This window comes from Bacillus sp. SLBN-46 (assembly GCF_031453555.1).
In the GTDB taxonomy this organism is placed as follows: Bacteria; Bacillota; Bacilli; order Bacillales; family Cytobacillaceae; genus Neobacillus.
This window is the reverse complement of the sequence record NZ_JAVIZM010000001.1, coordinates 4,608,528-4,623,221: the sequence shown is the minus strand read 5'-3', so window position 1 is coordinate 4,623,221 and position 14,694 is coordinate 4,608,528. Positions and strand designations below refer to the sequence as shown.

Sequence of the window (14,694 nt, the reverse complement as noted above, 5' to 3'; positions counted from 1 at the left end):
TTTTACATGAATAAATTATGGTGGAAAGAAGCTGTTGCCTATCAGATTTATCCTCGAAGCTTCATGGATTCCAATGGAGACGGGATTGGGGATATCAAGGGCATCATTTCTAAATTAGATTATTTAAAAGAACTAGGGATTGATGTCATTTGGGTAAGTCCGATGTATCAATCACCTAATGACGATAACGGCTACGATATCAGTGATTACCAAGAGATTATGGAAGAGTTCGGAACGATGGCTGATTTTAATCTTCTTTTAGAGGAAACACATCGCCGTGGGATGAAACTTATCCTTGATCTAGTCATTAACCATACGAGTGATGAACATCCTTGGTTTATCGAATCCCGTGCGTCTAAAGAAAATCCAAAACGTGATTGGTATATCTGGCGTGATGGAAAAGGCGGGAAAGAACCGAATAACTGGGAAAGCATTTTTGGTGGTTCAGCCTGGAAATATGATGAACAAACCGATCAGTATTTCATGCATATTTTTTCAAAAAAGCAGCCAGACCTTAACTGGGAAAATGAAGAGGTCCGGAAGGCGCTGTATGAAATGGTAAACTGGTGGCTTGATAAGGGAATCGATGGTTTCCGTGTCGATGCAATCAGCCACATTAAAAAGGAAGATGGCCTAGAGGATATGCCAAATCCTGAAGGGCTCCAATATGTCTCTTGCTTCGATAAAATGATGAATGTGGACGGAATTCATACGTTTTTGCAGGAGTTAAAGGAAGAGACGTTTGCTAAATATGATATTATGACTGTCGGTGAGGCGAACGGAGTAACTGTTGATGACGTGGAAGATGTGGAGCGTTGGGTTGGTGAAAAGACAGGGAAGTTCAATATGGTCTTTCAATTTGAGCATCTAGCACTATGGGATGCCGAAGCGAAAAAAGAGTTGGATATTGTGGAGCTTAAGGATGTATTGTCTCGATGGCAAAAAGGCTTGGAAAATAAGGGCTGGAACGCTTTGTTCATCGAGAACCACGACAAGCCACGTGTAGTATCCACTTGGGGGAATGACAAGGAATATTGGCGTGAGAGTGCAACAGCGTTCGGAGCAATGTATTTTCTCATGCAGGGTACTCCGTTCATCTATCAGGGGCAAGAAATCGGCATGACAAATGTCCAATTTGATTCCATAGAGGATTACGACGATGTATCTGCAAAGAATATGTACCGTATCAAGCGGGCCGATGGTGTTCCGCATGAAGAGATCATGGAGATTATTTGGGCATCAGGCCGTGATAACTCGCGAACTCCGATGCAATGGTCAACGGAGGAGAATGCTGGTTTCAGCACAGGGAATCCTTGGTTGAAGGTTAATCCGAATTTTAAAGACATCAATGTCTTGTCGCAACAAAACGACGAACATTCTGTTTTAAACTTCTATAAGAAGATGATTGATCTAAAGAAAGCAAACGAAGTATTTACTTATGGTACGTATGAATTGCTTTTGAAGGATGATCCTCAAATTTTTGCCTATACAAGGACGTTAAATGAGGAAAAGATTATAGTAATAACTAATCTTTCTACACAGCTTGTAGAGATGGAAGGGGTTTCCCTCGACTATCATAACTTGCTGCTAAACAATTATGAAGTATCACCACATGAACCACTTCAAAAATTGACATTAAAGCCTTATGAGGCAAGAGTGTATCGAATGAAATAAAACGACATAAAAAAGACGATTCGATTTTCGAATCGTCTTTTTTATCAGTTAAACTGTAGCTTTAGATTTTTTAGTACTAGCTGTTTTATTGCTCATTTTTCTGAAGAAAGGTACAACCCAACGGTCTAAACCGATTTTACCAGCGTTGTAGCCAGCAGTTAAGATGATGAAGCCAAGGAAGATGTCTCTAGGGTTGTGAGATACAGTGCCAGCTAGGAAGAAGCTGAAGTTCATGACGAGACCAAAGAACATAGCGGCAGTTGTTAAGCATCCCAGGATTAAACCTAAACCGATTAAGGTTTCGCCCCAAGGAACAAGAACGTTAAAGACATCGACGTTTGGAAGAGCAAAGTGCTTCAAGAAGTCAACGTACCAGCCAAAAACGACTGCGCCATCTGGACCTTTTACCGGGTTAGCAATGGCTCCTTTTAAGAATCCAGCAGCGTCAAATCCGCCAGTTAATTTATGAAATCCTGCAGTAAACCAAGAGTAGCCGAGGTATAAACGTAAGACTGTTAAGATAACAGATGCAATCTTATTTTCTCTTAAAAATTTGTTAAACATAAATGATTCCTTCTTTCATTTTTTGTTTTGTTCTTTATATTTACAATATATTACTTTTTCGCTTAAATAACATGGCTATAGTGATAAGTTCACAGTTTGTTAGAAATGTTATGACAGACTGTTGAACACCATAATCAGCATGATCTGGAAGGAAGTCTTTCCATGGAACTATTTTTAGTATACAAATAATGTAATCGCTTCCATTTTTATTTATTACTTCATTGTTAATTAAGTCGATTTTTGTTATTTTATAGATAAAGACTAAATTTATTGTCATGTGGCTCCGATCCATCGCATGGTATAAGGGAGAGAACAAACTTGGGAACCAAGAAATTAAATGATCCAACTTATTGGAAACTCATTTTTAGTTTGATCGTTTTTTCAGAGCTGCTTGACATTGCAGTTTCTGTTTTCTATCCATCTATTAAATTCCTAAAGATTATTTCTATTATTATCCTCATCGGAGCACTGCCGATTTTTCTCCTTTCATTAAAAGGAATAGAGAAAAAGGACGAAGAGCTTCGACAAAATAAACTTAAATTAAAAAATATCTTTGATACACTTGATGTTGCTATTTGGTCGCATGATTTAAAATCGGACACGCTACTAATCACCCCAGGTATTGAAAAATTGTATGGGTATTCATATATTGATTTTTACAAAGATTTAAATCTGTGGAAAAAGGTCATTTATCCCGAAGATTTAGAGGTAATTGAAGACAGAGGAAAGAAACTGGCCTTAGGGGAAACCGTTACAAGTGTCTATCGGATTATACGCCCAGATGGAGAAGTCCGCTGGATTCAGGACAGAGGGTTCCCCACATTGGATAGTAAGGGTGAGTTTGTTGACTTTACGAGTGTTTTATTTGATATAACGGATCGAAAAGAAAGTGAAGACCGTTATCGAAGTTTAGTTGAAATGTCTCCAGATATTATTGCTGTCGTTAACTATGAAAAAATTGAATATATTAATGAAGCGGGTTGGAAGTTAGTGGGTGCCCAGCATCCTGAGGATTTGATTGGCCATTCCCCATTAAAGTTTGTCCCGTCACAAATTGTGGAAGCTTTTAAAGTAAGAGGCAATCCACACGAACAGCAAAAGGTCAGACTCGAGTTTAAAGTAAAAAAACTGAATGGAGAGACCATTGATGTAGAAATGGCGTCGACTCCGATTTCCTATGAAGGAAGGTTTGCTGTTCAAGTAGTTGGCAGAGATATTACGGAGCGTAAGAGAGCAGAGGCAACGATCCAAAATATGGCCTTTTATGATACGCTAACAGGGCTGCCAAATCGAAATAGGTTTAGACATCATCTTAACGATGCATTAAACAAGCAGGAAGAAAATAAGATGCTAGCCGTTTTGTTTTTAGATTTAGATCGATTTAAAATTATTAATGACACAAAGGGACATAACACCGGAGATATTGTGCTGCAAAGAGTAGCTGACCGGTTAGAGATGACGGTTAAACAAGAAGGAATGGTCTCTAGACAAGGCGGAGATGAATTTATTATCCTACTTGAAGATATAGATAAAGAGCGGGCTGCACTGGTGGCGCAACGGATTCTTTATGAGTTTTCTAAGCCTATCGAAGTGAATAATCAGGAGTTTTTTGTAACCCCAAGCATCGGTATTAGCTTGTATCCTTTTGATGGTGTAGATGAGGAAACATTAATTAAAAATGCAGATACAGCCATGTATCAAGCAAAAGAACGTGGGAAAAATAATTTCCGTTTCTATTCTTCCAATTTGAATGGTAATTCCATTCGGAAGATGGAGTTAGAAAATGGGCTACGAAAAGCTTTGGAAAAGAACCAACTAACGCTGCATTATCAGCCGCAAGTGTCTTTAGCAACAGGGGAAATTGTAGGGATTGAAGCATTATTGCGTTGGAATCATCCGGAGCATGGATTTATTGCACCTTCAGAATTTATTCCATTAGCAGAGGAAACGGGATTGATTGTTCCGATAGGCAAGTGGGTATTGTGGGAAGCTTGCAAACAAAGGAAAGCCTGGAAAAATGCCGGTTTTAAGGATTTCCCTATTGCGGTGAATGTTTCCGTTCGACAGTTTGAGGATGACCATTTTATTGAATATATCTCAACGATTCTAGAGGAAGTGGGACTTCAAGCGAACCATTTAGAATTAGAAATCACCGAAAGTATCATGCAAAATTTAGAGAACTCAACGAATATTTTAAATCAATTAAAAGAGCTAGGGGTTCTTTTATCGATGGATGACTTTGGAACAGGTTATTCGTCACTAAGTTATTTAAAGCATCTTCCAATCGATAAGATTAAAATCGATAAATCGTTTGTCGATGACATCATTTATCATTCCAATCAAGGAATGATGGTAAAAACCATTATTGATATGGGAATGAATTTAAATTTTATCGTCATTGCTGAAGGGATTGAAACGGAAGAACAGCTTTCGTTTTTAAAGAACAATGCATGTGCAATTGGACAAGGATATTTATTTAGCAGGCCAGTACCAGCTGACAATTTGGAGCAGTATTTAATCATAGGTAATAAAAAGAGTGGCATCACGATTTAAAAATCGGATGCCACTTTTTTAGCTTTGAACGGGAACTCTGCTCTTTAGCCTATGCTCCCACGGTTTCATGAGCCATCTCCTTAAAGCAAAACAACCGCGCAGCCATTCGTCTGTACCTTGAGCAAGCCATATTCCTAACAGACCTAACCCATAATGAACTCCAAACAGATAGCTAAGTGAAACGGCAATTCCCCACATAGAAAGCATTCCGATGATGACAGGGAATCGGACATCCCCAGCAGATTTTAATGAACTCATCAAGACTATATTCATGGCTCTTCCTGGTTCAACAAACACAATGGCCCATAAAACAGGCAGACCCACAGCTATGATGCTCGAATCTTTTGTAAAAGTCTCTAATATGGGGGATCCGATTAAGGCGATTACTAATGATGTAACGAGTGAGGCGACCATGGCAATTTTTAATGTCCGGATGCCGCGCTGAAGTGCACGGTTGAACTGCTTACCGCCAATATAGCGTGCTACTAGAAGCTGTGTGCCTTGAGCAATCGCTAACGTAAATAAAAAACAAACCATATTAATATTTAAAATATATACACGTGCGGCCAAAGAGGAAGTTCCCATTGAGACTACAAAACTCGTAATTATCAGCTGGGATAATTGATAGGACAAGTTCTCACCAGCTGAGGGAATACCAATGGATAGAAGTCCTTTTATGTCCTCTTTTTTTGCATGAAAAATATCTCGTATTTCTAGCTTTAAAGAAAGTCGGTTATAGACAAGATAAATCAGTGCACAAACAGCATAAAATCTTGCTGCAACGATGGCCCATGACACACCGGTTACACCAGTGATTGGTAAACCGAAAATCCCCGAAAGGGCCAAAATATTCCCTCCGATACTTATCAGATCCATGGCGACAGTGACAAACATGGATTCTTTTGTATAGCCGTGACTACGTAAAACGGCACTTAATGCGAGTGAAATAGATTCAAAAAAGAGGGAGATCCCGCAAATCCGAACAAAAGTAAGCCCATAATCGAAAACTTTCCCATGAATATCGAATAAGAGTAAAAGATGTTCTCCAAACAGAAAGACGATGATGGAAATGGTGATCCCGAACCAAAAATTGAGTCCAAATACAGAACGAGATAATTGTCTTGCATTCTTAAGCCGACCTGCGCCAAGGTTCTGACTAATTAAGACGGTAGCTCCAATGGAGGTCACGGTGAAGACTAAGATAAAGATGTTTAATAGCTGGTTCGCTACTCCCACCCCTGCCGCTGCTGTATCAGAAAAGTGACTTAACATAAATGTTGCAATGATTCCCATACCCATATGAAGAGCCAGCTCAATAAAAAGTGGCCACGATATACTAAACAGTGATTGTTCTTGAAACTTATTTGTGTGTTCTTTCAAGGGTGCTATACTCCTTTATCCTATTAACTTAATAAAATATAATCTCCATTGTACACCTATTTGAGATTGAAGCCTAGGATAAATTCCATCTTATGTAATTTTGGGTGAAATTAGAATACCCACCGTCTCTTTTAACGGGTTCACTTTTAAGGTTCAAAAAGGGAAATCGCGAAAATAAACGCATTAATCTAAATAAAAAATGTGTTCATGCGGGTTATGAAGAAGAACAAAACTTGGTTGTGCAACAAGATAAATGTCTTTCATCCGGGATATGAAGGACAAAAATCGGTTGAATAACATGAAAAATGTCCTTCATCTGGGGTATGAAGGACAAAAATCAGTCGGATACCATGAAAAATGTCCTTCATCCGGGGTATGAAGGACAAAAATCGGTTGAATAACATGAAAAATGTCCTTCATCTGGGGTATGAAGGACAAAAATCGGTCGGATACCATGAAAAATGTCCTTCATCCGGGATATGAAGGACAAAAATCGGTTGGATAACAAGGAAAATGTCCTTCATCTAGGTTATAAAGGACAAATCCTAATGCGGTTTTTCCTATGAATGAAATGACGGGAAATGTGAGAATGAATCAGAGATTGGACCTACTTTTTTCAGTTTTGCACCCCGTAAGTAAACCCATTATGAATATTTGCGGTAGGTATTTTTATAGTGGCTTGTATTATTAAACTTTTAGAGACACTACAAGCCCCATTTCATAGCTACCGATAGTGTACAGCAGCTCATTGGGTGAGTTTGATCTGCCTGGGTAGTGAGAATGAAGTTAATTCCTGATGGGGTAAACTTCGTGATGACAGGGACTTTTAAGCCGATAGACTTAATCATCGCGTCCACTTCACTATGTTTCCCTTGCTGAGCGGCACTCATTATTTTGTAGTCAAAGCCTGGATCGCTCAATCTATCTAGTAAAATACTTCCTTGTTCCATTAGTAAACGGAACGATTTGACGGACTTGACAAATATTTTTGTATCTACAGGCGGATAGCTCCGAGGATATGAAGGGTTCACTGTATAGGTGTAATAAGCAGGAATGGGAGGATAAACAGGATAATGAAAAGGGTTGTAATACATCTTAATCTCCTTCCATGAGTAAAAAACACAAGGCAATAGTACCCTATGAAAACTTCTTGGATTTGGTTACCAACTATTTTTAAGCTTTCGTGATACAAATCACCGAAAGGCTTGTTTAATTCTGTTAAGTTATTAATTGATTCGAAATATTCATAAAATATCAAGGGGGTTGAATGGTGAGGAGTAAACACTTGGCACTTGTTGGAGTATTACTGACCTATTTTTTAATTGTTTTTGGGGGATATGTAGCCTCCTCTAATTCTGGTATGGGGTGTGGACCTGAATGGCCATTGTGTAACGGTGAAGTTATTCCAGCGTTAAAGGGGGCTACATTAATTGAATATTTGCATCGAGTGATTGGAGCAACCCTTGGTTTACTCTCTGCCCTGTTATTTTTTACTCTTATGAGGAGAAATGGGCGTAGAGTATATCAGGTGTCATTTGCCATGTTAGGTCTCCTGGTAATTCAAGTTCTTCTTGGGGCGGTTGTTGTTGTCCTTGATTTGCCTTCAATTGTGATTTCCGTCCATTTAATCATCGCCATGCTCTTTCTTTTCTGTTTGATTTGGATTTGGAGACATCTGGAGGTTGAGGAGCGAGAGTACAAAGCATATTTAATGAAAGGGAATCAAAGGTCGGTCATTCGCCATTTAAATATGGTACTCATTCTCCTCTTGTGTACAATGGCTTTTGGTGCATATATTAAGCATCAGACCTATGGATTGGCTTGTGGATGGTTAGGGTGTAGACAAACCTTCTATCCAACGACTATTCCAGAACTTCTCCAAACCATTCATCGTGGACTTGCCGTTTTTTCTACTCTGTATATTTTCTTACTTACGCTCTGGTCTTTTACAAAAGGATGGGGTAGGCGCATTCAAAAGAGACTTGTACTATGTACGTTGGCCGTTCTTTTTCAATTAGTTATTGGGGCCGTGGTAGTCATGACATTCCTGAATCTTACATCGGCGGTTTTTCACCTGGCTATCGGAACCGGACTATTCGCTTTGGTTAGCGAGACAAGAGTATATGCGGGGAATGCCTTGATGAAATCTAGTAAGAGTGTCGCTCCAAGCCGAAGCTGGCATAATGGTCGAAGAAGTCTGGAGGAATAAACAAATAAAAGCGGCTGTCTAATCAAATGACAGCCGCTTTTTGCTTTAATGAATTCTTAAATTTCCACTAGAGACATCAAGGTTGATAGGGAATTTCCCTGACCCATGTTTCCCTTGGATACTGTGTTTATTCTGGTCTTTGGAAGTCAAAGGGAAGGTACTAGAAATATTCCCGCTGCTTACATCACCATCAATCGTAAAATCAGCATCATCCGGTAAATCAAGGCTGACATCACCAGAACTAACATCGATGATAATCGCATCTAACAGTTGATCCACTTGAATGCTGAGTCTTCCGGATGATACATCTGCCTCGATTGGTCCTGTATAGTGCTTGATTTCCAGGTTACCAGAACTAATATCAAAGGAACCTGTTTCCGCCTTTAGTGAATCTATACTCACGTTCCCAGAAGAAACGTCCTGGACAAAATGTTTGACTACCAGATTAGTAAGGTTCAGGTTTCCAGAGCCAATATCAACGGTTAATTCATCTAATTTCAAAGGCTTATTTTTGGAAGGGCCGGAGAAGTGTAAATTACCTGAACCTAAATCGATACTCATCTTATGGTCATAATTTTCTGGTATATAGAGTTTCAGTTCCTTCTTTTTGGAGAAAGGTGCCCAGTTAAACCAATCAAACCATTTGTTTTTAATCGAAACTTCAACCTTATCTCCAGAGTCGTTCACCGTTAGTTTTTCTTTTCCATTATAAACGGCTTTTAAATCGTCCCGATCTTCCGGAATAATAGTGGTACTTACACTAGAAACATTGATTTCAATTAAGTCTGTATCACCTGTTATGGCGGCTTGAGTATTCTTGGTTTCTGCTTGAGACCAATCCATGTGTAAGCCTTGATTGAAGACAATATATAATCCAGTAATAACTAATAGTAGAATTAAAATTCTTTTCATTTTTTTCCATCCCCTTTTTTACTTTCTTCTATATATAGAATAAGAAATCCTCTCGTCATCCTCAATGAACCTGAGATTTATTTCTTTCTACGACTTAAGACGTAATTCACTTTTTTCGATTGCCGAAGGATTTTTTTCTCATGGAAAAGAATTTATGGTATTCTTTGTAAAGGGGGTGCACACAATGACAATCAAAAAATTGACACCAAAAGAACTGCATGAAAAGTTGCTTGGAGATGACAAAGCAGTCGTTCTCGATGTGCGTGCAGAAGAAAAATACAATGAATTTCATATAGAAGAAAGCCTGAATATCCCAAAGACGATTATTTTTGAAATGGAAGAAAAGAAAGGAAATCCTCCATTATCTTTACCACGAGACAGAGAAGTCATCGTAACCTGTACCACGGGGAATTCCGCAGCTAAATGTGCGAAGATTCTCGATGCTCACAATTACAACGTAACAGTTTTAGATGGTGGTCTTACAGCCTGGAAGGCCTATTTGCATTCGTTGGAAGACAAATAGGAGAGCGTTATGCTGCATAAATTAAATAGACAACTAGAAAAAATCATGCCCTTAATTACTCCTGTGGGCGTTGTAACTGGGGTGATTTTTAGTGTCCATCTAACGGACTTTTCCTACCTGATTCCTTGGATCTTTGCCTTTATGACCTTCGCAGGGAGTTTAAGCTCTAATTTTCGTTCATTAAAAGAGGTAATGGCTCATCCATTTCCCATTTTTATGGCGATGTTGATATTACATGTTCTTATGCCAGCTTGGGCATGGGGAGTAGGTCATATCGCCTTTTCTGGTGATGTTTACACCATTACTGGTCTCATTTTAGGTATGGTCATTCCAACCGGAGTGACGAGTTTTATTTGGGTTTCTATCTACAAAGGGAACATTCCCTTGGTTTTATCTCTTATTTTAATAGATACCTTGCTTTCCCCCATTATTGTTCCGCTTTCACTTTCCTTATTTATCGGTCAAAAAAGTGGAAATGGACTTCTTGAACATAATGAAAGGGCTCCTAGGGATGGTTGTCATTCCTTCCTTAATCGGAATGTTCCTGAATCAAGTAACAAGGGGGAAAATTAAAGAACAATTGGGTTCACGTCTTGCTCCTTTTTCAAAAATATGCATCGGTATTGTGGTGATGCTAAACGGGGCAATTGTTGCTCCTTATTTAAAAGACATTAATTTGAAGCTTGTAGGTATCACAGTGACTGTCTTTTGCATAGCCTTCTCTGGATATTTATTTTCCTTCTTTTTGGGCAGGGTGATGAAGAGGGACAGGGATACTGTAGTTACTCTCACATTTACCGGTGGAATGAGGAATATTAGTGCTGGCGCGGTATTAGCTGTTTCCTTTTTCCCAGCTGCTGTGGCAGTGCCTGTCGTTGTGGGGATGCTTTTTCAACAAGTTCTAGCTTCAACCAATGGTTATTTTCTCGACAGGTATTATACTAGGAAGGTCGATAAACAAGAGTCATTAGTTTTATAAAATGAGTAGGTGTTTCTAAAAGATGAACGACATAATGAAAAAAGAAAGCAGCCTTTTGTCGGGGGTGCAAGGCATCCAGTGGGCTGTCTTTATGCTAACGAATATCATTGCAGTTCCTGTTGTAGTGGGTGCAGCCTTTCACATGTCCCCTGCAGAAATCTCCACTTTCATGCAACGGATGCTATTGGTTTCGGGAGCAGCAACATTGATCCAAGTGTTTATTGGGCACCGCCTTCCTGTAGTTGAAGGAGCTGCTGGAATGTGGTGGGCAATCTTTATTTTGCTGGGGACCATGAGTGCACCTGGTGGACAGGGGCTTTTACTACAGCAACTTGAAATGGGTCTTATTATTGCTGGTTTATTTTTAGCAATCGTAAGCTTCTTGCCTATTATTGAAAAAGTACGGTTATTATTCACCCCAATAGTCACAGGGGTTTATTTAATCCTTCTTGTAAGCCAGTTGAGTGGTTCGTTTTTTAAAAGTATCCTTGGAATGACAGCGACCGATCAACTTAATGGAAAAATCACACTGATTTGTTTAATTGAAATTATCATTATCTTACTGTTTTCATTAAGAGCAAAAGGGATTTGGAAAAGCATGGGGCCGCTCGTTGGGATTGTGGTCGGTTGGAGCCTCTTTCATTTATTTGGTTTACTCCATACCGGTCAAGTCTATGAACCGAGTAGTTGGTTTGCTTTGCCGCAAGTATTCAGCTGGGGAACTCCAAAGTTTGATGTAGGGATTGTCCTAACCTCCGTGATTACTTCGATTGTGTTAATCTCGAATGTGATTGCCAGTATTTTAGTAGTGGGAATTGCCCTTGAAAAAGAGATCCAGCCTAAGCAGTATCAAAAGGGGATTTTCGGCAATGGAGTGAACTTGCTTGTTTCGGGGATATTTTCAGTTGTTGGGGTGGTACCTTTGTCTGTTTCAGCGGGGTTTATTACTACAACAGGGATTAAAGCAAAGCGCCCGCTGGTGATTGGGGCATTAGTTATTATGGGTATTGGATTTTTCCCCTATATTGGCGAATTTTTATCTACTCTACCGTTAGAGGTTGCTTACGCTTCTTTGTTCATTCCATTCTCTCAGATGATGGGGTTTGGAATCCGTGACTTAATGGGTCAAGAGCCATCTTCACGAAATTTATTAGTGATTGGACTTTCATTGATGGTCGGAATTGGGATGATGTTCATGCCGCCTGCTGCCTTCGAAAGTGTCGCACCATGGCTTCGAAACATCATTGCGAATGGTTTGCTCGTTGGATTGATGTTTTGTTTATTGCTTGAACATGTAGTATTTCGGGAGAAGAAGGTAGTACAGATTAGCAAAACAGAATAAATAAAAGAGGCTAACTCAAAAGCAAAGAGGTCAGACCCCACGATTCAATATCTAGTTAAAACTTAGAGTAATCTAGTCTAGATATTGTTTTTTAGTGGGGTCAGACCCCTTATGAGTCAGCCTCTTTTACATGGATGCATCGATGGGAATGTGCTTAAAAGTAGAACCCTGAAACAACCCTTGGTCTGTCATTTTGAGTTCAGGTATGACGGGAAGAGCCAGGAAAGATAGAGTCAAAAATGGATTAAATTCACCGCTTGCCCCTAATTTTTTAAGCGCAAGATTGATCTCATTTAGTTTAGAATAAACCTCCTGATAGGGACGATCAGACATTAACCCAGCGATCGGAAGCTCCAAAGAGGCAAGAACTTCACCCTGATTAACAACAATCATTCCGCCTTGCATTTCCTTAAGAGTGTTAGCTGCTAAAACCATATCCTGATCGTTGGTACCTGCAATTATAAGATTATGAGAATCATGAGCAATGGTGGTAGCTATTGCCCCGTTTTTTAAGCCTAATCCTTTCACGATACCTAAGCCAATCTCTTTAGTCAGATGATGACGTTCAATCACAGCAATTTTTAAGTGGTCATTAGGAATAGAAGTTTGGAAAGTGCCTCGTTCACAGGTTTCCACTTCCTCAATCACATGTCGTGTGACGAGACTATTGGGGATAATCTCTATAACATTGGCTTTTTTGCTTAATAAAGAGATTTCAAAACTTTTTTCAGTAATTTCATGAAAATGGACTGAATTCCTTAGCAGCTCCGTTCCTGTTACACTCTTATTTTCTGCCATATTTAAAAATCCCCCATTTTCAATGACTGGATTCCCATCCTTATATACATCTACAATCTTAACCCTTTCAAGGTCTTCAACAAGGATAAAATCCGCTTTGTATCCGGGGGCAATGGCTCCTTTTTCAGCTAGCCCAAAGCACTCTGCCGCATTAATTGTTGCCATTTGAATGGCGGTGATGGGGGAGAGACCTGAGGAAATGGCAAGACGCACATTGTGATCAATACTGCCTTCAAAAATCAAGTCATCCAAATGCTTATCATCTGTCACAAACAAACAGCGACGTGCATTCCGTTCATTCACAATGGGAATCAACTGTTGTAAATCCTTCGCCACGGTGCCTTCACGAATCATTAGGTACATTCCTCTTGTAAGACGCTCTTTTGCTTCCGCCGCGGTAGTGCTCTCGTGATCTGTACGTATGCCAGCAGACATATACACATTCAGGTCATTAGCCGTTAATCCAGCAGCATGACCATCGATATTTTTCCCGGACTGCTTACTATCACAGATTTTTGAAAGCATGTCAGGTTCTGCATGTAATACGGCGGGGAAATTCATTACTTCTGCTAAACCGAGCACACGTGGATGATGATAAAAAGGTTTTAAATCGTCCGCTTTTAAAATGGCACCTGCATGCTCGAATGCGGTGGCTGGTACACAGGAAGGCAGCATAAAGTAAAAGTCAAACGGGAGGTTTTCGGAGGAATCTAGCATATATTTTATCCCTGCTGTACCGCACACATTGGCGATTTCATGAGGATCGGCAATTACGGTGGTTACCCCGTGCTGAAGGAGAACCTTGGAAAATTCACTGGCAGTTACCATAGATGACTCTATATGAACATGTCCATCGATGAAAGCAGGTGAAACATAACAGCCTTTTGCATCGATTGTATGGTTCCCCTCGTATTGTCCAATCCCTGCAAAATAGCCATCTACAATGGCGATATCTGCTTCAATAATTTCACCATTGAACACATCTATTATTTTCCCATTTTTAATGACTGTATCTGCAGGCTCTTTCCCAGATGCAACAGAGATTCTTCTTCCTAACTGATTTCTCTCCATCATCAACATCCTTTTTCTGTTTAAATTAGTATTCTAGGCTAGGAATGGAACTTTTCCTAGCTAACTTGAATTACATTATTCTATAACAATCACATAAATTCTCTGTTGTTGTGAGGTTATCTGACAGACTTTTTTGAAATTAGGTTTTTGTATGAAGTATAATAGGAATAATGAACGATTATGCCTATTTTGAGGAGGATTCTTATGAGCAAGCTTTTCGTCGATAAAACGATTGAAATAACTGCCCCTGCAGCAAAGGTGTGGGAAGTCCTAACGATCAGAGATAAAAATGCCGAGTGGGCGAAAGAATTCTCAAGTGGTGGCCCAGAGTTTCATCTTGAATCGACTTGGGAACTTGGTAGTCCAGTCCTATGGAAAGGTCAAGACGGGACTGTTATCGTGGAAGGTAATATAACAGCAGTGGAGTCAAACAAGCTGCTTCGCTTTACGGTATTTGACGTTCGAAGTCCAGAGCGACCGGCAGTGACCGAGGAAGACGGAATTACTTTCCGATTAGTTGAGAAAAATGGAAAGACAACCCTACATATTTTACAAGGGGATTTCTCTGTGATGACGGATGGGGAAAAATATCGAGATTTAAGTGCAGATATTTGGGACAAGGTACTGCCAAAGGTAAAAGAGATGGCGGAGCAAACTAACTAAGCTCCTATGAAAAACAAAATAGTAAT

11 protein-coding genes and 1 pseudogene are annotated in these 14,694 nt (G+C 39.6%); 7 read left to right on the top strand and 5 right to left on the bottom strand.

Features of this window, described 5'->3' with window-relative positions:
• Positions 1-6: 6 nt before the first annotated feature.
• The gene (locus tag QFZ87_RS23505) at positions 7-1,674 is read left to right on the top strand and encodes a glycoside hydrolase family 13 protein (RefSeq protein ID WP_309866970.1); all 1,668 of its coding nucleotides are present in this window, start codon (positions 7-9) and stop codon (positions 1,672-1,674) included.
• A 48-nt stretch (positions 1,675-1,722) separates the two neighbouring features.
• Here QFZ87_RS23505 and QFZ87_RS23500 read toward each other — a convergent pair whose 3' ends face one another.
• Positions 1,723-2,238 carry a DoxX family protein gene (locus tag QFZ87_RS23500; RefSeq protein ID WP_309866966.1) on the bottom strand — a complete coding sequence of 172 codons (516 nt, stop codon included), beginning with the start codon at positions 2,236-2,238 and terminating at the stop codon, positions 1,723-1,725.
• A gap of 318 nt (positions 2,239-2,556) precedes the next feature.
• Here QFZ87_RS23500 and QFZ87_RS23495 point away from each other — a divergent pair, with 318 nt between their 5' ends.
• Positions 2,557-4,791 carry a sensor domain-containing protein gene (locus QFZ87_RS23495; protein ID WP_309866963.1) on the top strand — a complete coding sequence of 745 codons (2,235 nt, stop codon included), beginning with the start codon at positions 2,557-2,559 and terminating at the stop codon, positions 4,789-4,791.
• 18 nt (positions 4,792-4,809) lie between these two features.
• Here QFZ87_RS23495 and QFZ87_RS23490 read toward each other — a convergent pair whose 3' ends face one another.
• On the bottom strand, positions 4,810-6,171 hold the full coding sequence (locus tag QFZ87_RS23490) for an MATE family efflux transporter (RefSeq protein WP_309866960.1): 1,362 nt from the start codon (positions 6,169-6,171) through the stop codon (positions 4,810-4,812).
• A 704-nt stretch (positions 6,172-6,875) separates the two neighbouring features.
• Entirely contained in the window at positions 6,876-7,265 is a 390-nt protein-coding gene (locus QFZ87_RS23485) for a YuzC family spore coat inner layer protein (RefSeq protein ID WP_309866958.1), read from the bottom strand.
• A 173-nt stretch (positions 7,266-7,438) separates the two neighbouring features.
• Here QFZ87_RS23485 and QFZ87_RS23480 point away from each other — a divergent pair, with 173 nt between their 5' ends.
• A complete protein-coding gene (locus QFZ87_RS23480) occupies positions 7,439-8,380 on the top strand; it encodes a COX15/CtaA family protein (protein WP_309866956.1) in 942 nt (313 codons plus the stop codon).
• Positions 8,381-8,425: 45 nt separating this feature from the next.
• Here QFZ87_RS23480 and liaG read toward each other — a convergent pair whose 3' ends face one another.
• On the bottom strand, positions 8,426-9,292 hold the full coding sequence (gene liaG, locus QFZ87_RS23475; protein WP_309866953.1) for a LiaG family protein: 867 nt from the start codon (positions 9,290-9,292) through the stop codon (positions 8,426-8,428).
• 184 nt (positions 9,293-9,476) lie between these two features.
• Between liaG and QFZ87_RS23470 the strand changes: the two genes are divergently transcribed.
• From QFZ87_RS23470 to QFZ87_RS23460, 3 genes and pseudogenes are all read left to right on the top strand, one after another.
• The gene (locus QFZ87_RS23470) at positions 9,477-9,815 is read left to right on the top strand and encodes a rhodanese-like domain-containing protein (RefSeq protein ID WP_309866950.1); all 339 of its coding nucleotides are present in this window, start codon (positions 9,477-9,479) and stop codon (positions 9,813-9,815) included.
• Positions 9,816-9,824: 9 nt separating this feature from the next.
• Positions 9,825-10,794 (top strand): annotated as a pseudogene (locus QFZ87_RS23465) (bile acid:sodium symporter family protein).
• Between the two features lie 22 nt (positions 10,795-10,816).
• Positions 10,817-12,136, top strand: coding sequence for a purine/pyrimidine permease (locus tag QFZ87_RS23460; RefSeq protein ID WP_309866948.1), 1,320 nt, complete (start codon positions 10,817-10,819; stop codon positions 12,134-12,136).
• A gap of 126 nt (positions 12,137-12,262) precedes the next feature.
• On the opposite strand, the gene ade is transcribed toward QFZ87_RS23460, so the two are convergent.
• On the bottom strand, positions 12,263-14,011 hold the full coding sequence (gene ade, locus QFZ87_RS23455; protein ID WP_396133989.1) for an adenine deaminase: 1,749 nt from the start codon (positions 14,009-14,011) through the stop codon (positions 12,263-12,265).
• 198 nt (positions 14,012-14,209) lie between these two features.
• Between ade and QFZ87_RS23450 the strand changes: the two genes are divergently transcribed.
• A complete protein-coding gene (locus QFZ87_RS23450) occupies positions 14,210-14,668 on the top strand; it encodes an SRPBCC family protein (RefSeq protein ID WP_309866945.1) in 459 nt (152 codons plus the stop codon).
• Positions 14,669-14,694 lie beyond the last annotated feature (26 nt).